Source organism: Odoribacter splanchnicus DSM 20712 (assembly GCF_000190535.1).
Lineage (GTDB): Bacteria > Bacteroidota > Bacteroidia > Bacteroidales > Marinifilaceae > Odoribacter > Odoribacter splanchnicus.
In genome coordinates, this window is record NC_015160.1 from 1,937,513 (window position 1) to 1,957,044 (window position 19,532).

13 protein-coding genes and 1 pseudogene are annotated in these 19,532 nt (G+C 44.4%); 1 reads left to right on the top strand and 13 read right to left on the bottom strand.

Annotated elements, in window-relative coordinates; translation table 11 throughout:
* Positions 1-133: 133 nt before the first annotated feature.
* The 13 genes and pseudogenes from nspC to ODOSP_RS08200 all read right to left on the bottom strand — a co-directional run bounded on the left by nspC (position 134) and on the right by ODOSP_RS08200 (position 16,557).
* Positions 134-1,297, bottom strand: a complete 1,164-nt coding sequence (gene nspC, locus ODOSP_RS08145; RefSeq protein ID WP_013611865.1) for a carboxynorspermidine decarboxylase — start codon at positions 1,295-1,297, stop codon at positions 134-136.
* Positions 1,294-2,484 (bottom strand): saccharopine dehydrogenase family protein, encoded by a 1,191-nt coding sequence (locus ODOSP_RS08150; protein WP_013611866.1) that lies wholly within the window; start codon positions 2,482-2,484, stop codon positions 1,294-1,296. The genes nspC and ODOSP_RS08150 overlap by 4 nt, the downstream gene beginning before the upstream one ends.
* 98 nt (positions 2,485-2,582) lie before the next feature.
* Positions 2,583-3,887, bottom strand: coding sequence for a TolC family protein (locus tag ODOSP_RS08155; protein WP_118107797.1), 1,305 nt, complete (start codon positions 3,885-3,887; stop codon positions 2,583-2,585).
* 20 nt (positions 3,888-3,907) lie between these two features.
* Positions 3,908-6,961 carry an efflux RND transporter permease subunit gene (locus tag ODOSP_RS08160; RefSeq protein WP_013611868.1) on the bottom strand — a complete coding sequence of 1,018 codons (3,054 nt, stop codon included), beginning with the start codon at positions 6,959-6,961 and terminating at the stop codon, positions 3,908-3,910.
* 271 nt (positions 6,962-7,232) lie between these two features.
* Entirely contained in the window at positions 7,233-8,303 is a 1,071-nt protein-coding gene (locus ODOSP_RS08165; RefSeq protein ID WP_013611869.1) for an efflux RND transporter periplasmic adaptor subunit, read from the bottom strand.
* A gap of 310 nt (positions 8,304-8,613) precedes the next feature.
* Positions 8,614-9,540, bottom strand: a complete 927-nt coding sequence (locus tag ODOSP_RS08170; protein WP_013611870.1) for a magnesium transporter CorA family protein — start codon at positions 9,538-9,540, stop codon at positions 8,614-8,616.
* A gap of 122 nt (positions 9,541-9,662) precedes the next feature.
* Positions 9,663-10,667 (bottom strand): endonuclease/exonuclease/phosphatase family protein, encoded by a 1,005-nt coding sequence (locus ODOSP_RS08175; protein WP_148233358.1) that lies wholly within the window; start codon positions 10,665-10,667, stop codon positions 9,663-9,665.
* 217 nt (positions 10,668-10,884) lie between these two features.
* Complete coding sequence (locus ODOSP_RS08180; protein WP_013611872.1) at positions 10,885-11,256, bottom strand: carboxymuconolactone decarboxylase family protein; 372 nt, start codon at positions 11,254-11,256, stop codon at positions 10,885-10,887.
* Positions 11,256-12,602: an RIP metalloprotease RseP gene (rseP, locus tag ODOSP_RS08185; protein WP_041556578.1), complete on the bottom strand. Its 1,347-nt coding sequence runs from the start codon at positions 12,600-12,602 to the stop codon at positions 11,256-11,258. The genes ODOSP_RS08180 and rseP overlap by 1 nt, the downstream gene beginning before the upstream one ends.
* 52 nt (positions 12,603-12,654) lie before the next feature.
* On the bottom strand, positions 12,655-13,821 hold the full coding sequence (locus ODOSP_RS08190; RefSeq protein WP_013611874.1) for a 1-deoxy-D-xylulose-5-phosphate reductoisomerase: 1,167 nt from the start codon (positions 13,819-13,821) through the stop codon (positions 12,655-12,657).
* 53 nt (positions 13,822-13,874) lie between these two features.
* The gene (locus ODOSP_RS08195) at positions 13,875-14,735 is read right to left on the bottom strand and encodes a peptidoglycan DD-metalloendopeptidase family protein (RefSeq protein WP_013611875.1); all 861 of its coding nucleotides are present in this window, start codon (positions 14,733-14,735) and stop codon (positions 13,875-13,877) included.
* Positions 14,736-14,902: 167 nt separating this feature from the next.
* A pseudogene (locus tag ODOSP_RS20520) lies at positions 14,903-15,025 on the bottom strand (hypothetical protein); the annotation flags it as partial.
* A gap of 302 nt (positions 15,026-15,327) precedes the next feature.
* Positions 15,328-16,557, bottom strand: a complete 1,230-nt coding sequence (locus ODOSP_RS08200; RefSeq protein WP_013611876.1) for a mechanosensitive ion channel family protein — start codon at positions 16,555-16,557, stop codon at positions 15,328-15,330.
* 149 nt (positions 16,558-16,706) lie between these two features.
* Here ODOSP_RS08200 and ODOSP_RS08205 point away from each other — a divergent pair, with 149 nt between their 5' ends.
* Positions 16,707-19,517, top strand: coding sequence for a M16 family metallopeptidase (locus ODOSP_RS08205; RefSeq protein WP_013611877.1), 2,811 nt, complete (start codon positions 16,707-16,709; stop codon positions 19,515-19,517).
* The last annotated feature ends 15 nt before the right edge of the window (positions 19,518-19,532 follow it).

Below are 19,532 nucleotides of genomic sequence, written 5' to 3' on the forward strand. Positions count from 1 at the left end.
TGACAACCATTTCACCGCATCAGCCGACACTAGCAAAAATAAACCCTACCTCACAATAAGTCTTTCCGGAATTTAAGTTCCACAAAAGTGAGATTTAAACGTTCAGGCAACCTCTTCGGCAAAAATTTTTCTGTCAAGACATCCGGTTTTTATAATCTTCGTAACCGAATTTACGGACCAGACGAAAACCGGTCTCAGGATTCCAAATTCCGATGGAAGGATGGGTGACCCCGTTGAACATGGTCGTTTTGACCATCGTATAATGGATCATATCGCGAAAAACGATACGATCTCCGACCCGGGGCTCACGTCCCCCGTCAAAAGCCCAATCTCCGTAATAATCACCGGCCAGACAACTGTTTCCTCCCATCCGCCAACGCTTTTCCCCTTCGGCAGGTTCGTGAGTACCTAAAATAGCCGGCTTATAGGGCATTTCGAGACAATCGGGCATGTGACAGGCAAAAGAAACATTCAACATCAAAGTGTCGACACCTCCGTTACTGACTTTATCTTCGACAGTGGCCACCAGACAACCGGTATCCCAGGTAAATGCACTACCCGGCTCGAGAATGATCCGTAAATGCGGATAACGCGAACGAAAATCACACAAGATATGAATCAGTTCCTCCTCATCGTAATCTTTATGAGTCATCAAATGTCCTCCCCCCATATTCAACCATTTGATTTGCGGGAAAAACCGGCCGAATCGTTCTTCGACAGCAGCCAGCGTACCTCTCAAATCATCCGGACGGGATTCACACAACGAATGAAAATGTAAACCATCGATTCCTTCCGGTAAATGAGTCAGGTCGGCAGCCAATATGCCCAGACGGGAAGTGGGACTGGCCGGATTGTATAAATCGGTTTCAACAGTAGAAAATTCCGGGTTTACCCGCAGCCCACAAGAGACACCTGCCCGATGGGCCCGCCGTCCGAAACGCTCGTATTGTCCCAACGAATTAAAAGTGATGTGGTTGCTGCAATTCAATATCTCGCCGATCTCTCCTTCGGTATACACCGGAGCATAAGTATGAGCCGGAGCGCCATATTCTTCAAAAACAAGACGAGCCTCCGCCAGCGAACTGGCAGTGGCTCCATCCGAATGTCTGCTGAGTTCCGGAAAAATACTCCACATAGCGTTGGCCTTCAAAGCTACGATAATCTCTGCTCCGGTAGCCTTCCTCACCTTGTCGATCACCCTCAGGTTGTCTGCCAGCAAGGTTTCATGCAATACATAGCAAGGAGAGGGGACAGTGGATAAATCCCAGTTGCTCAGAATCGTATCCTTATCGATCATACTTCCAGGTCGATATCGAATTTTTCAACCCAAGGCAATCCTTGTTCTCCTAATTCTGCCAGGAATGGATCCGGATCGAATTGTTCCACATTATACACTCCTGCGCCTTTCCAAAGTCCTTTTGCAAACATCGCGGCTCCCAGGGCAGCCGGAACACCGGTGGTGTAGCTGACAGCCTGTGTACCGGTTTCTTTGAAAGCAGCTTCGTGGTCACAATTGTTATAAATATAATAAGTATGTTCTTTGCCGTCTTTGAGCCCTTTAATGCGGCAACCGATCGAAGTCTCGCCATGATAGTTGTGGCCTAAGGATTTCGGATCGGGCAATACGGCTTTCAGGAATTGCAAAGGTACGATCTTCACTCCGTTAAATTCCACCTCGTCGATACGAGCCATACCGATATTCTGAATCACCCGCAAATGGGTCAGGTATTCCTGTCCGAAGGTCATCCAGAAACGAGCCCGTTTGATGGTCGGAAAATTCTTGACCAGAGATTCCAGTTCCTCATGGTACAACAGATAAGACTCTCTTTCCCCGATATTCGGATAAGTCAAGGTCTTATGAATTTCGAGCGGTCCTGTCTTGACCCATTGTCCGTTTTCATAAAAACGTCCGTTTTGGGTGATCTCCCGAATATTGATTTCCGGATTGAAGTTGGTAGCAAAAGCCATTCCGTGATTTCCGGCATTACAATCTACGATATCCAGATATTGAATTTCATCGAAGTGATGTTTGGCAGCATAAGCGGTAAAGATCGCCGATACGCCCGGATCGAATCCACATCCCAGAATAGCGGTCAATCCTTTTTCTTTAAAGCGTTCATGGTATGCCCATTGCCAGCTATATTCGAAATGTGCTTCATCTTTAGGCTCGTAATTAGCCGTATCCAAATAGTTCACTCCGGCTTCCAGACAAGCTTCCATAATCGTCAGGTCCTGATAAGGAAGAGCAACATTAATCACAATATCCGGCTTGAATGAACGCATAAGTCCGGTCAATTCCTCAACATGATCTGCATCCACCTGAGCGGTCTGAATACGATTACCCCCTACGGCTGCAGCAATCTCGTCGCATTTCGATTTGGTGCGGCTGGCCAGCATAATATCGGTAAAAACCTTATTCTTTGCAACTTTATGCGCAACAACGGTACCAACGCCTCCGGCACCGATAATTAAAACTCGACACATGGACAATTTTTTTTAAGTTATTACTAGTTGAGCAAAGATACAATATTTTTTGATCCGAAAAACATTTTTCATTTCAAGTCATTCAAATAAAACAGGCATTACTCCAATATTTTCCCGCTAATGAGCAACAACGACAGCTCGGAGATTTTTGCCTGGTAGAGGGCAGAAACTTTACGGTCGACGGCATCGATATAACTGCGCTGAAATTCCCTGAATTCGATTCCCGGCAAGGTTCCCAATTTATACTTTTCGAGTGCCGCATCGAGGTTATCGAAAGCAACCCGTTCGCTTTCTTCCTCAAAGCTTACGATCTGCAGGTTATTCTCGTAGGTATTGTAGAGCTGTGCCAAATCGGCTTTTACCTGCTGTTCCGCTTCCTGATAAGAAAGGGCGGCATTTTCCATATCCAATTTCGCATTTCTGATCTTCCTCCGGTTTTCCAATCGGTTAAAAATATCCACACTCAGGGAAAAACCCCAATACGGACCGTTCGAACGGTTGAGGGAAGTGACCGAGGCCGGAGATTTGGTGCGGTTGTAGTTATATCCGGCATCGAAATCCAATTTAGGGAACAAAGCGGCCCGGGCGATCTTCATGTCCAATTCAGAGACTTTCCGGTCCCGGCGTCCGATTTGCAGGGTCGTATTGTATTGCAACAGATCGGTCAACAAATCCTGATATTGCAAAGGCATATGCAGCCGGATAGAATCATCTACGTACATATGTTTTTGCAGATCGGTATTCATGATAGTATTCAGTGAAATATAAGCACTTTTCAACAATTCTTTTTCTTTCATATAATTCGAACTGTCGGCATTTAAATCGAGCTTTGCCTGTTGGGCCTCCAAACCCGACAATACTCCGATCACATATTTATCACGGGCCTCGGCATAACGGGCACTCGACAACTCCAAAGAATGCCGTGCAGCTTCGAGCTTACTGTGCTGACGTACAACATCGTAATAATAAGAACTTACTTCGACGATCAGGTTCTCGACAGCTGCCTTGGTGTTCAGTTCGCCGATCGCCAGCATTTCGGCATAACGATTGTGAGTCATAAACATTTCCATACCGTCGAACAAACGCCAGTTGAGAGAAACTCCGGCACTCAAAGCATCCGAACGGGAATTATCGGCCCTTCTGTCTTCTCCGTCGGAGACCACTTTACTATCGGTAATCGATTGTTTCTGGGCAGCATCGATACCGATAGTCGGAAGAAAAGGCCCGTAATTCAGGTTATTTTCAGCCTGCCGTTGTTGATTGCGGATAATTTTGATCGAATAATTCGATTCCAACGCCCGGGCGATACAACTATCCAATGTAATTTTAACCTGGGCAGAAGAAAACCCTGGAATAAAAAATAAAAAACAAACGATGAAGAATAGTAAACTATATTTTCCCATAATCATAATCAAAAAATTCTTTACTCTTTATGCTCTTCCCCGATCACGTTCACCTTTTCTGTCGACAGATAAGAATAAATCGCCGGAATCACGAACAAGGACAAGAAAGTAGCACATACCATCCCACCGACAACGGCGATCCCCATAGCCACCCGGCTTTCAGCACCGGCACCGGTAGCGATAGCCATCGGAAGAATACCCAAAACCGTCGACAAACTCGTCATCAGAATCGGCCGGAAACGAGCGACAGCAGCATTTTTCACAGCTATCAGCATCGGTTCACCCATCGCTTTCCGCTGGTTGGCAAACTCTACAATCAGAATACCGTTCTTCGACACCAGCCCGATCAACATGATTACACCGATCTGGCTGAAAATATTCATAGTCTGATCGAAATACCACAAGGACACCATCGCCCCGATCAACGCCAAAGGCACAGTAAACATGATGATCAGGGGATCCCGGAAACTCTCGAACTGAGCCGATAAAACCAGGTAAATGAATATCAATGCCAATACAAAAGCAAACATCAGACTGGACGAACTTTCCACAAAATCCTTCGAACTACCGGAAAGTGTCGTCTTAAAATTATCGTCTAACACATCGGCAGCAATCCGGTCCATTTCAGCCAATCCCTCTGATATCGTTTTTCGTTTAGCCAATCCAGCCGAAACCGTAGCGGCCACAAAACGGTCGTAGCGATACAATTGCGGAGGCATAGAACTCTCGGAAGTCGTCACCAGATTGTCCAACGCAATCAATTCACCATTATTATTCCGCACATAGATATTCTGTAAATCAGAGGGTTTATTCCGGTTTTCGCGGTCGATCTGACTCAATATCTGATATTGCTTCCCGTTCAGGATGAAATAACCGACCCGCTGTTCACTCATGGTCAGCTGTAAGGTCTCTGCAATATTCTGCATAGAAACGCCCAATACGGCAGCTTTATCCCGGTCGATATTGATGGTCAATTCGGGTTTGGTAAATTTAAGGTTCAAATCGGCCACCGAGAATACCGGACTTTTATTCACTTCATCCATAAAGCGGGGCAATACCCGTTTCAGGTCGTCGAGGTTCTTGGCCTGAATAACGTATTCTACCGGCAAGCCTCCGCGACGTCCGCCAAAAGTCTGCTGTTGTGAAACCATCGTCCGGGCTCCGGTAAAATTACGTACCTGTACTCCCAATTCATCGGCAATCTCCTGTTGGGTACGTCCCCGTTCTTCGGGATCTACCAACCAAAGGTTCAAGTTGGAACGATTGGTATTTCCCCCACCGATCATTTCGATTATCTTTTCCTGTTCAGGGACCTCTTGTTCGATATAACTACTCAACTCATCGGCATATCGGCTCATATACTCGAACGTAGCGCCTTCCGGAGCCGTAGAGGTGATCCGGATATTCGAACGGTCTTCGAGGGGAGCCATTTCCGAAGGAATAGCCTGCCACAATAACCAGATCACCACGCCCGAACCGATCAGTATCAAAGGAGCGATCCACCGGTATTTCATAAAACCTTCCAATGCCCGGCGGTAGTAATCGACCATACCGTCGAAGAAAGGTTCTGTCGTACGGTAAAACCAGTTATCGGTGACATTGCGGATAAGCAACTTGGTGGAAATCATCGGGGTAAAAGTCAGTGCGACAAATGAAGAAATAATGACCGCCCCGGTAATCACGATACTGAATTCCCGGAACAACCGCCCGGTCGTCCCCTGCAAAAAGACAATCGGGAAAAACACAGCCACCAAGGCTATAGTGGTAGCGATAACTGCAAAGAAGATCTCATTCGACCCCTTGAAACCGGCTTCGAGCGGAGACATTCCCTGTTCGATCTTCGTATAGATATTCTCCATCACCACAATCGCATCGTCGACTACCAGACCGATCGCCAGCACAATCGCCAGCAAGGTCAGAATATTTATGGTAAATCCGGCCAGATACATCACAAAAAAAGCACCGACCAAAGAGATGGGGATAGCCAATACGGGAATCAATGTCGTCCGCCAATTCCGTAAAAACAGGAAGATAATCAACACTACCAGAATAAAAGCCTCCACGATCGTGTCTTTCACTTCATTGATCGAATTGCGGATAAAGACCGTATTATCGAAAGCAATTCCGGCTTCGACGTCATCAGGCAAGTCTTTTTGCAAATCGGCCATCACTTCATACGCCCGGTCGACAATATCGATATAATTGGCTCCCGGCTGAGGAATGATGGCACAAGCCACCATCGGCACCCCATTCCGCTTCATAATCGAACGGGTATCTTCGGCGTCTACTTCTGCAATACCGATATCCCGGAAACGAATGACTTTATCGCCCTCCTCTTTGATGACCAGATTATTAAAATCCTCGATCGTCATCAGTCGTCCCAAGGTACGGATAGTCAGTTCGGTATTTTCTCCCTCGATCCGTCCGGAAGGCAATTCCACATTTTCCTGAGTCACAGCATTCCTCACGTCCATAGGAGTGATTCCATAAGCAGCCAGCAAAGACGGATCCATCCGCATCCGTACGGAATATCTTTTTTCTCCCCAGATGGAGACACTACTCACTCCTGAGATCGTCTGCAAGCGTTCCTTATAGTACTGATCGGCATACATACTCAGGTCGATCAATGACCGCTGGTCACTCCGCAACGAAACCGCAAAGATCGGCTGAGCATCGGCATCCGCCTTACTTACGGTCGGAGGATCCACGTCTTTCGGCAAACGGCGCATCGCTCCGGAAACTTTATCCCGGACATCGTTAGCAGCCGTCTCCAGGTCGACCTCCAACTCGAACTCTACCGTTATATTACTCCGTCCGTCCCTACTCTGGCTGGTCAACGAACGAATCCCCGGGATTCCGTTGATAGCCGACTCCAAAGGCTCGGTAATCTGCGTCTCGATTACATCGGCATTAGCACCTGGAAAACTGGTCGATACCGAAATAATAGGCGGATCGACACTGGGATAGTCACGTACCCCCAAAAATACCAGACCGATACAACCGACCAACATCATAATGATGTTCATCACCGTTGCAAATACCGGTCGCTTTATACATGTTGACGATAAGCTCATTTGTTATAGAGTTGCTGAGTTATTGAGTTTATAGAGTTACTGAGTTTATAGAGTTACTGAGTTTATAGAGTTACTGAGTTTATAGAGTTACTGAGTTTATAGAGTTACTGAGTTTATAGAGTTACTGAGTTGCTGAGTTAATAGAGTTACTAAGTTGCAGAGTTTGTGAGTTTATTAAGTTATTCATTATTACATCATCGAATCACTAAATTGTCAAATCTCAGAATCCCTTCTCCTTTTTACCTTCTCCCCTGCCTCTAGCCTTTAGCTTTTACCTTTTCATCTTCACCTCCACTGCCATCCCATCTCTGAGTTGCATCAACCCACCGGTGAGTATGGTATCTCCGACACTGATACCGGAAGTCACCTCTACATTTTTCTCATCGCGGCTTTCTGTTTCGACAGGTACACTTAAGGCTTTTCCATTTTTCACGATCCACATTCTTTTTCCGTCCATTTCGGGCACGACGGCTTCTGTCGGTACGGCAATGAATTCAGTTTTTCCACCCACCACCAGATTTCCTTTAGCAAACATACCGGGCATCAACTCCCCGTTTGTATTCCGGAAACGAGCCCGTAGAAGAATCATACGGGTTTTCACGTCGATAAAAGGATCTACAGCATAAACCTTGGCCGAATAGAGTTTATCATTTCCGGTCACTTTAAAAAATACTTCCTGCCCTTTCAAATTATTATCGGCATATTTCTCCGGAATATTGAACTCATATTTCAGGGTAGAGTTGTCTACGATCCGGGCAATTTGTGAGCTGGGCTGCACATAACTACCTTCACTGACATACCGGAACCCCATTACCCCGTCGAACGGAGCCCGGATTTCGGTACGGCTGATTTTCACTTTCAGCAGTTCGATATCCGCTTCGAGCATATTATAATCGGTTTGTAACTGATCGAAGGCTTCACGGCTGATCGATTCGCGCTTCAAAAGAATCCGTTGCCGTTCGAGCTTCTCGGCCAGTAATTTTTTCTGAAACTCCGCCCGGGTCAACTGAGCCTGCAAATCGGCATCGTCTACTTTTAATAGCAGCTGTCCCTTTTTAACGGCCACCCCTTCCTGAAAGTAAATCTTTCTGACTTTTCCCACGATCTCTGCTACCAAATCGACCTCTTCGTTTGCCAACAAAGAACCATTCACCGGAAATCCGGCAGCCACAACGGAATTCTTAGCAATAATCCCCGTTACCGGAAGTCTACCTTTCCCCATGTTACCTGGTGTATTTTGTTTTGATTGCACCCCATCTCCACCTATCCGGGGGATTATAATCCAAGCCGCCAAAGCCAGCGGAATCCCGATCTGTAATGATCTCTTTACGTATTTATTCATATTTCATCCAATAAATCAACCCTTTTTAGTTTATAAAGTTCATAAAGTTGCCCTTTCATCGCTAAAAGTCCATAAAGTCTATGTGCACCTTTTTAACGGAACCGGAGATTCCGGTCGGTCCCACCGACAACCGTAAAAAATGCCCGCAGGATTCAGAACTTTTACAAACCTGACAGACTTTACGAACTTGCTAAACGATCTAAAAATTGTAAGCCACCTTTTTCAGTTCTTTTTTCAATAAAAATAACTGTTTTGAGGTTTAGACAAACAAAACTTCCGGGAGTTTATCCCTCAAAATGTTAACACTTTGTTAAAGCCAGTTTTTTCTCCTGAACATCCAATAACTCAATATAGAAAAAGCAACCGATATAATAGCGATGACAAACAGTCCATAATGGCTGTCTTCCAATCCATTGTGAACATTCATACCATATAAACTGGCAATCAATGTCGGAATCATCAAAAGCAGGGAAATAGCGGTCATACGCTTCATGATTACGTTCAGATTGTTGGAAATAACCGAAGCAAAGGCATCCATCGTACCGCTCAGGATATCACTATAGATTCGGGCGGTGTCCTGAGCCTGCCGCAGTTCGATCTCCACATCTTCTACCAGATCGGGATCGAAAAATTCCCGTTGGCTTTTTAAATTCTTCAATTTCACCAGCAGGTTGTCATTTCCTCTCAAAGAGGTAATAAAAAACACCAATGATTTTTCGATTTTCAGCAACCGTTGCAATTCGGCATTCTGAATCGATCTTTCCAATTCTTTTTCAACGGCCCGGCTTTGGTTATTGATCTGTTTCAAATATTTGAGATACCACACGGAGGAAGACAAAAACAATCTGAACAACAGATCCCAACTCCCATCGATCGGCAATTTCTTACGCTGCATATACCGGATAAAATCGGGCAGCATATCCGTTGCATGGTGACAGATCGTCACGAAATAATCGGCTTTCATGATAATTCCCAAAGGAACGGTGATATAGGGTATATCGTTTCCCTCATCCCGGTAGGGAATGCGCAGAATCATCAAGGTCCAGCCATCTTCCGTTTCGATACGGGGACGTTCGTCGACATCCCGGATATCGGATAAAAATGCAGAAGGAATCTTCAAATCACGAGTAAGGTAGAGCGTATCTTCCTCGGTCGGCATTTCGATATTCACCCAACAGTATTTTTGCCAGGCCTGCTTTTCAGCAAAATTATCCCTGCAACATAAAAATTTTCTCATATAAAACCCTCCATTCGTTACGAACAAAGGCCTGAGAAAACCTTTGTTCAGATTAATACTTTTGATGATAATCGTCCATATCTATTGTTATGAATTTTGCGCGGCAAAAATAGAAAAAGAAATCATTTTTTCAAATCGATATATATCGGTAAATGGTCGCTATATCCACCGACATAACGCGGTCCCCGGTAAGTAGGACAAGGTTTGTATCCGAAATAAGTTTTATCTTCTTCCAGTAGAAAAGAAGCTGAAAAAACAGTAAGCCGCCGATCGGCTTTCCAGACAGAGTGCCCATCCAGTAAAGCTCCCGAAAGAATCAGGTGGTCGATGGTCTGCCAGTTGCCTTTGTAACGGTAACTGCCGTAATTCTTTTTCAATAAATAATAGCCTGTATTATATAAATCTTTACACCTCGGTTTTTTATCGGAACTTTTGGTACCCAACACCTTTTGTGCCGGGGTATTTGCTTTCCCGTTCAGATCGCCCATGATTACAATACCGGCGCGGGACTGAACAGCCAATAATGAATCGACTTTATGCCGTACCGTCGAAGCTGCCCGTTCTCTGCGCCACTCGCTTTGCTTCTCTCCACCGATCATCGAAGGGAAATGACAGACAAAAAAATGAAGGGTATCCGAATCCAACACCCCGGAAGCATACAAAATATCCCGGGTACGGATGGTGGTATCTTCGGGAAATGACAAGCGCAAGAAATCGGTTTCTAAAAGTTCGAAACAATCTTTCCGGTAAAGCAAAGCAACATCGATACCCCGGCGGTCGGGAGAATCCTGATGAACAATTCCGTAATTCCCGTCGGCCAAAGCCGTTTTCTGCGTTAAATCTTCCAATACCCAGCGATTTTCCACTTCCGCCAAACCGACGATACAAGGCAGTTCTTTATCTCCCACGCTATCGATCACTTCTGCGATTTTCAATAATTTATCCGTGTATTTAGCCTTCGTCCAATGTTTCTTTCCCCGGGGAGTGAACTCATCGTCGGCAGTCGAGGGATCATCGGCGGTATCGAATAAATTCTCTACATTATAAAACATAATCCGGCAATGATCCTGTGCCACAACAGGCATCGTCAGCACACAAAGCAAAAATAATATACCCAATAATTTCATTTTTGTCTGAATTTTGAAATGAGCTTTATCAACCAACCCGATCACAGGCATTCTTTCGACCTCATCCTGACATAATCACTCCACACCATATCTTTATACAAATCCGAACCGATATAATCCAGAATCATACTTCCCCGCCGGCAGTCCAGATAATAATACAGACGTTCTATCAGCTTTCCGTTCTCATCGAAAAGGAAGAACCGTTATACCTCATGCTTTATTTTTCGTTTTCGACCTCCGGGCCGGTTTGAGCCTGCAACAGCTCCCAATATTCGACAGCTCTTCTCAAATGAGGGATAACGATAGTCCCCCCCACCACGTCGGCCACAGCAAAAACTTCGAACAATTCGGGAGTAGTCACCCCTTGTTCATAACATTTTTCCAAATGATACTTGATGCAATCGTCACATCTCAAAACCATGGAAGTGGCCAGTCCCAACATCTCCTTTACCTTGGAGGAGAGTGCCCCTTCCATATAAGTATTGGTATCGATATTGTAGATTCTTTTGATCACTTTATTATCGGCTGCCAGAATCCTCTCGTTCATTTTGGCCCGGTAAGCTCTGAATTCTTCAATCTGATCTTTCATTACCCGAAAAATTTAATTATATCATTTACATTAGCCAGAATAAATAAGCCGAAGATAAAAATCATGCCTGTAATCTGAGCATACTCCATAAATTTCTCTCCCGGTTTACGACGGGTAACCACTTCATACAACAGGAACAAGACATGTCCTCCGTCCAAAGCCGGAATAGGCAGAATATTCACGACGGCCAGCATGATCGAGATCAAAGCGGTCAGTTCCCAGAAAGAATGCCAATTCCAATACCCCGGGAAAATGTTGGCGATCGAAGCCATCCCACCGACCGACTTATAAGCGGTATCTCCCTGAGAAAAGAGTAATTTCAGCTGTTTCACGTAAGAACCGAGTTGTCCGATCCCCATCTCGATTCCGGCAGGAATTGCTTCTGCCAGTGTATATTTCTGAGTCGCCAATTCATAGGCATTGGCAGTCAGCAAAGGATAAAAACCGAATTTTCCGTCTTCCCCCAAAGCAAAAGCATAAGACAATGTATCCGTTCCCCGCAATACGGTCGTTTCCACCCGCTTTCCTTTATTGGCGGCGAGCAAATCCGAAAATTCATCGTAGAAACGAAAAGTGTGTCCGTTGACAGACAGAATCTTATCCCCTTTTCGCATACCTGCATCATAAGCCACAGAATAATCCCCGAAGTCCTGTATCTCGATTCCATCGACCGGGATACGGGGAGTGAGCAGCGGATTCAGCTTGAAACTCTTGGACGATAATTCCAGCAGCGTAGCAATAAAGTCATCCGGAATATCCAGAGAAACTTGCTCTCCATTGCGCAATACCTGAATAGTCTTGGAACGATTGAACAATATTTCGGGAAGCACATCGTCAAAACGGACCACTTCTTTATTGTCGAGAGCAACGATAATATCACCGTTTCGCATTCCGATATTTTTGAAGACGCTGTCGCATACCACTCCGTAAGTGACGTTTTTTGCAGGAAGATAGGTCTCCCCCCAGGTGAATAGGATGCCGATATAAATGACAAAAGCCAGTAAGACGTTCACCAATACCCCGCCCAACATAATCAGCAAGCGTTGCCAGGCCGGTTTAGCCCGGAATTCCCAAGGCTGAGCCGGTTGTTTCATCTGCTCGGTATCCATCGATTCATCGATCATTCCGGCGATCTTCACATATCCACCCAACGGCAACCAACCGACTCCATACTCGGTCTCTCCCTTTTTAAATTTAAATAAAGAGAACCAGGGATTAAAAAACATATAAAACTTTTCTACCCGGGTCTTAAACAACTTCGCAAACAAAAAGTGTCCGAATTCGTGGAACAAAACCAGGATAGAAAGACTCAAGACAAATTGTACTATTTTTATAAAAATATCCATGATATGAGGTAAAAAGTAAAAGGTTAAAGTTAAAAGACTATAAGCTAGAAAGCTATAGAGGAGGTATTTTGGGGGATACATTTTTCCTGGCGATTTCACGGGTCAGGCGATCGGTTTCCATATAATCCTCCAAAGTCGGTTTCTTCAGGAAATCTACTTGTTGCATTGTTTTTTCGATCAGATCGGACATACCGGTGAAAGACAGGCGCCCTTGCAGGAAGGCAGCCACAGCGACTTCATTGGCCGCATTCAGGATACAGGGCATGTTTCCGCCTTGCCGCATAGCCTCGTAAGCCAATCCAAGGTTACGAAAGGTTTTCTCGTCAGGCTGTTCGAAAGTCAGGGAATGACATACCTTGAAATCCAAACGTCCGAAATCAGCTGTAGTCCGTTCGGGGAAAGTCAGGGCATACTGAATCGGCAGCCGCATATCCGGCACTCCGAGCTGGGCTTTCACGCAGCCATCCGTAAACTGCACCATCGAATGAACGATAGATTGGGGATGCACCACCACTTCGATTTGTTCGGGTTTCATGCCGAACAACCATTTGGCTTCGATCACTTCAAACCCTTTGTTCATCATAGAAGCCGAATCGATCGTCACCTTAGCACCCATATGCCAGTTAGGGTGTTTCAAAGCATCGGCAGGAGTCACCTTTTCCAAAAAAGCCCGGTCTTTTCCCCGGAAAGGACCTCCGGAAGCGGTCAAAATCAGTTTTTCGGCTTTACTCCGGCTCTCTCCGGCCAAACACTGGAAGATGGCAGAATGTTCCGAATCGACAGGCAGAATAGCTACCCGATGTTCTGCGACCGATTCGTTGACCAATTCTCCGGCTACGACCAGAGTCTCTTTGTTAGCCAAAGCAATATTTTTTCCGGCTTTAATGGCATTTACCGTCGGGATTAAACCGCTGTATCCGACTAAAGCTGTCACCACCAGATCGACGTCTGCAAAAGTCACGATCTGGGCAAGCGCATCGGCTCCGGCAAATACTTTTATATCTTCATGTTGTAAGGCATCGCGCAGAAGCGGATATTTCTCCTCATTGGCAATCACCACACTATCCGGGTGGAATTTCAATGCCTGTTCGATCAATAAATCGACATGATTATTGGCTGTCAGCACTTCGACACTGAACCGTTCGGGATTGGCTTCCACCACTTCCAGCGTCTGTGTTCCGATCGATCCTGTCGAACCTAATATCGCAATCTTTCTCATATATTCATTCTTCCAAACCGAAATTGCCGAAACAACTTCCGGTTACCGATTCTTTATTTAAACTTAATAAAATTCTCCGGGTTGAGCGGATTACCTGCCCGCCACAATTCAAAATGCAAATGGGGGCCGCTGGACTCCTCTCCGGTATTTCCCACTACCCCCAGGACCTCTCCGGCCCTGACATAATCTCCCTGTTTTTTCAATAGGATAGAATTGTGTTTGTATACAGAAATCAGGTCGTTGGTATGTTGCACCTGGATCACATATCCGGTCTTCACCGTCCAATCGGTAAAAATCACGACCCCATCCAATACCGCAGCCACCTTAGCATTGGCTTTCGCCACAATATCAGTGCCGTAATGCCGTTTCTTCTCATCGAAGCTTTGGGTTACAATTCCTTCCACAGGCGGGAAAAAATGATAATAATCGTGGTTTTGTTCTTTCATTCCCAGCGATAGATTAAAGCGTTCACGCTCTTCGATAGCAGCCCGGAATTCATTTTCCTGTTCGCTGATCTGAAATCGGATGGTATCGTTCCGGTAGCGCGCCGTATCCTCCCGCGAACGTTCGAGGGAAGTGGTATCTCCCCCATTCAAAACCAACCGGATGGATTTGAAAAAGCGGTCTCTCTTCAGCAATTCATTCTCCAGCGAATCTACCCGGAGCGCATTTTGGGCGATCATCTGCCGCATATTTCCATCCGGATAGCCAGGAATAAATTCCCGCAAGTCGGTGAAAGCTATCAATAAAATGGTCAGAACGACCAAAATTACCGCCAGCACACTCAATGCAGTCAATACATGCAACTGGGACAATCTGAAATTGAACACCTCCTCATAAGAAGTCTCGTTAATGACAGAAAGTTTATATTTATATTTCAGACGATCCCAAAGTCTTACTTTTTCTTTAGCCATGCCCCGATTTTTTAGCTTCCAAAATTACAACAAAAAAATCAATGTCGCAATGACCGATCGTTTATAACTCATCAAAAGCAATGTATCGTTAAGCCACACTTCAGGATAACCTTCTACTCTGACAGGGAGAGGTTGTTCTATATTCACTCCGTTATCGGGAGAGTAATTTAAATATTTGGCTCCATTGAGATCGATAATATCAAAAGAAGAATTTTTTTTATTTGAACAGAAGATTGCAAGTTGACATATTCCCCCGGCCCTTTTCCATTCTTTCCAATTTGATAAAGAAAATTACCCGAAGAATGGTATTATTATATTAAAGAAAGAAAAAAGTACCAATTAATACTGATGATTTTGGCTTCTTTCTTTTTTCTTTTATATTTTTACATTAATAATTGATTATAGTATCGAAGAATATGGCTATGCAACTATTCTTCGATACACTATTTCTAATTAGGTATATTGAATAAAACGGTGTATTTTATAATTATTCTCTTTATCGGACATGTTTTTTTCAGTTAAAAGAGCCGTGACCGAAACCGCCTTTTTAGTCGTCACAACAGATAACCCGAACTGCCGTATACGCAGTTAATCACGATTGGTTTTCCCCACCCACATACATGGATTTATATTCGAACACTTTCAGTCCGAATTCGGGTAATACCGCCATGATATGGTCGAAAATATCGGCCTGGACTTTTTCATAGGTCACCCACTCCTGAATAGCCGAGAAGCAATAAATCTGGATGGGCATACCGGTCGGGCCGGGTTGTAATTGGCGGACCATATGTGTCATATTCGTATTGATATCGGGATTAGCTTCGATCCATGCATCCATATAATAACGGAATATACCGATATTGGTCAGCTTACGCTCATCCAGAATCGTAATTTTATCTTTATTGATATCTCCCAGTTTAGCGACCATCTGATCGATATAATCTTTCAGGAAGGCCGAAGAAGCAAATTTTACGACTTCGTCATGACTCAAAAAATGAACCGAATCGATATCGATATTGATACTCCGCATAATTCTCCGTCCCGGCGATTCCTGCATTCCCCGCCAGTTGGTGAAAGATTCCGACACCAACTGATAAGTGGGTACCATCGAAATAGTCATATCCCAATTCTGCACTTTGACGGTGTACAGATTCACTTCCAACACAACTCCATTGGCATTATTCTTATCCATCTGAATCCAGTCGCCGATGCGGATCATATTATTGGAAGTCAGCTGGATTCCGGCAACGAATCCCAGGATCGAATCCTTGAAGATCAAAAGCAGCACCGCGGCAAAAGCACTCAAACCGACAATCAGGTGTTCCGGCGATTTATTCACCAGCACACTGACGACGGTAATCACCACAACCGTATACAAAAACACCTTGATCAACTGGATAAAAAAAGTAATCGGACGATTTTTCGAAACCGGATAGCTCTCATAAATTTTGTTGATCGCATTCAATAAAGAAGTAATGATAAACAGGGTAACGATAATCAACCAGATATCTACCAGGCGCCGAAGGACATATTTATATTCCCAGGTAATAAAAGTGAGAACGATATAAGCTGTAAAAGGAGGGATCAGGGAAGCCAATTTTCGGAAAAAACCCTGATCGTAGAGGATATCGTCCCAAGTACTTTTGGTCTTTCCTACAACTTTTTTCAAGAGTTTGGAGAGCCATTTCCTGGAAATAATATAAATCAGAATGGCAACGGTAATCGTTATCGCCATTTTTATTAGAGTGCTTTCGTCATCTGTCATTCCGACTTTTTCAGTCCAGGCGGATACCCGATGCAAAAAAGAAACAGAGTCTCTCATAAGTATGATATGTTAAAATATTGTTTATGCTCAATCTGAGCTTTTTACAGGAATAGCGGTCCCTTATTAAATTTAAGTTAAATCCCTTATTGTATTTATATTTGATCGTAAATAAAGCTACTTTTGTTTCGAATCATAAAAATTTAACTATGAAAAGACTATTTATTTTAATTACATTTTCCTGTTTATTATTCCTGCAAGGAAGTTTTGCACAGGTCGATCTTCAGGCCCCGCTTCCTCAAGATCCGAATATTGTAACGGGAAAGCTCCCCAACGGTATAGTGTATTACCTGCGTCACAATGAAGAACCCAAAGGCAGAGCGAGTTTCTACATCATACGTAATGCCGGAGCCCTGCTCGAAAACGATGAACAAGACGGTCTGGCCCACTTCCTGGAACACATGGCCTTTCAGGGAACCAAGAATTTCCCTGGGAAAGGTATCATCACCTCTCTGGAAAAGCACGGAGTTTCTTTCGGCCGTAACATCAATGCTTACACTGCACAAAATGAAACGGTCTACAATCTGAGCGATGTACCGACAAACAGCGAATCTCTGTTAGACACCTGCCTGTTGATTCTGCACGACTGGTCTTACTATCTTACCCTGGAAGACGACGAAATCGATGCTGAGCGCGGAGTGATCACCGAAGAATGGAGAACCCGCCGGACACCGCAATTCCGGATTCAAAAACAGATGTTCCCGGTACTTTTCAAAGATTCAAAATACGCCATTCGGGACGTTATCGGTAATTTAGATGTAATCAAAAATTTCAAATACCAGACTATCCGTGATTTTTATCATGAATGGTACCGGACAGACCTGGAAGCCATAGCAATCGTCGGCGATTTCGATGTAGCTAAAATGGAACAAAAAGTAAAAGAATTGTTCAGTAAAATCCCTGCTGTAGAAAATCCGACTCCCCGTCCTTTCTACGAAATTCCCGAACACGACGAGATGTATTATTGCCTGGCAACCGACAAAGAAGTACAGCAATCTTCTATTCAGATCGTGACCCTGTTACCCGGTACTCCGGCAACAGAAAAGAATAAATTGGCTTATTTTAAAGATAACATAATCAACTCTTTCTACAATCAGATGGCCGGAGCACGGATCAGCGAAATGATGCAGAAAGGTAATCCTCCCTTTATCAACGGAGGTTTCGGATTCGATGGTTTTGTGAGAGGTTATAATGCTTATAACATCAACACAACGGCCAAACCCAACGAAGAAGACGTTGCCCTGGAAGCCATCTTAACCGAAAATGAAAGAATCCGGCGGTTCGGTTTCACCCCGAGTGAACTGGAACGGGTAAAAACCAATATGCTGGTCGGCCTGGAATCGGCTTATAAAGAAAAAGACAAAACCGGTAACGAAAGTTATATCGGGGAAATGCAAGCGAATTTCCTGGAACAGGAACCGATCGTAGATTTCGATTTCTATTACAATGCTGTCAAACAAATTATTCCGACCATTACCGTAGAAGAGGTATCTGCACGGGCTAAAGAGTGGAATACCGATAAAAACCGTACAGTAGTCGTTTCCGGTCCGTCAGAGAATGCCAAGCACCTGACCCGGGAAGAAGTAACCGCTATTATGGATAAGGTTGCTAAAAAAGAGATAGAACCCTATCGCGACGAAGTAACCGATGCAACATTGATCAGCGAAGAATTACCGGGTTCAAAAATCGTTTCTACCAAGAAACTTCCCTTATTCGATGCAGAAGAATGGACACTGGCCAATGGAGCGAAAGTAGTCTTCCGTAAAGCAGATTACGAAAAAGATGCCGTATCACTGACTTCTTACAGCAAAGGAGGAACTTCACTTTACGATATAGACATGCTTCCTTCCGCCAATAACGCTGCTGCATTTGTAGGAGCTTACGGTTTAGGAGATTTCGATGCAACCACTTTAAGAAAAATCCTGACCGGGAAGATGGCTTTCTGCGGAGTTTCTATCAACGGTTTGTCGGAATCTGTCAGCGGTAGCTCTACACCTCAGGATTTCGAAACCATGCTTCAATTGTTGTATCTGCGTTTCGAAAAACCCCGTTTCGACAAGGAAGCCCATGAAGCTATGATGAGCCGCAACAGGGCCTCTATCGCCAATATGGAGAAGAATCCGCAGAAAATCATGAAAGATTCGATTAGTCTGATCATGAGTAACTACAATCCGCGTACTCTGCTCTTCAACGAAAAATACCTGGATCAGATCAGTATCGAAAAGATCGAACAGGTTTATCGCGACCGGATTAAAGATGCCAGCGATTTCACCTTCTTCATCGTAGGTAATATCGATACAGAAACGGTAAAACCATTGGTAGAAAAATACATCGGTTCATTAAAATCTGAAAACCGGAAAGAAACCTGGCGCGACAACCATGTAAGAGGTCCGAAAGGCAAAACGGTAAAAGAAATCGAATTGGAACTGACTACCCCGAAATCGAGCGTGATCACAAATTTCTCTAAAGATATGAAATACAGTGTTTACAACAATATCTGTAATAATATTCTGGAAGGAATCCTGGATTTAAGATATACCGAAAATATCCGGGAAAAAGAAGGAGGAACTTACGGTGTAGGTGTTCAGGCCGGTTCTGTACGCGAGCCTTACTCCAACTATAGCATGACGATGAGCTTCGATTGTGATCCGGACAAGGCACAACATCTGAAATCGTTGATTTATGCCGAATTGGATAAAATCATGAAAGAAGCTCCGACTCCGGAAGAAATGAATAAAGTGATCGCCAATATGAAGAAAAACCACGAACAATCCAAAAACCACAACAGCTATTGGATGAATTGTATTACTTCTTATTATATCAGTGGTGTGAATCCGAACGATCCGAAAAACTTCGATCACATTGTCGATAAACTGCAACCCAAAGACATTCAGAAATTTGCTCAGTCTCTTTTCAAGGGTGCCGATGTTGTCGATCTGATTTTCAAACCGAAACAATAATCTTCGGGCGAAGCA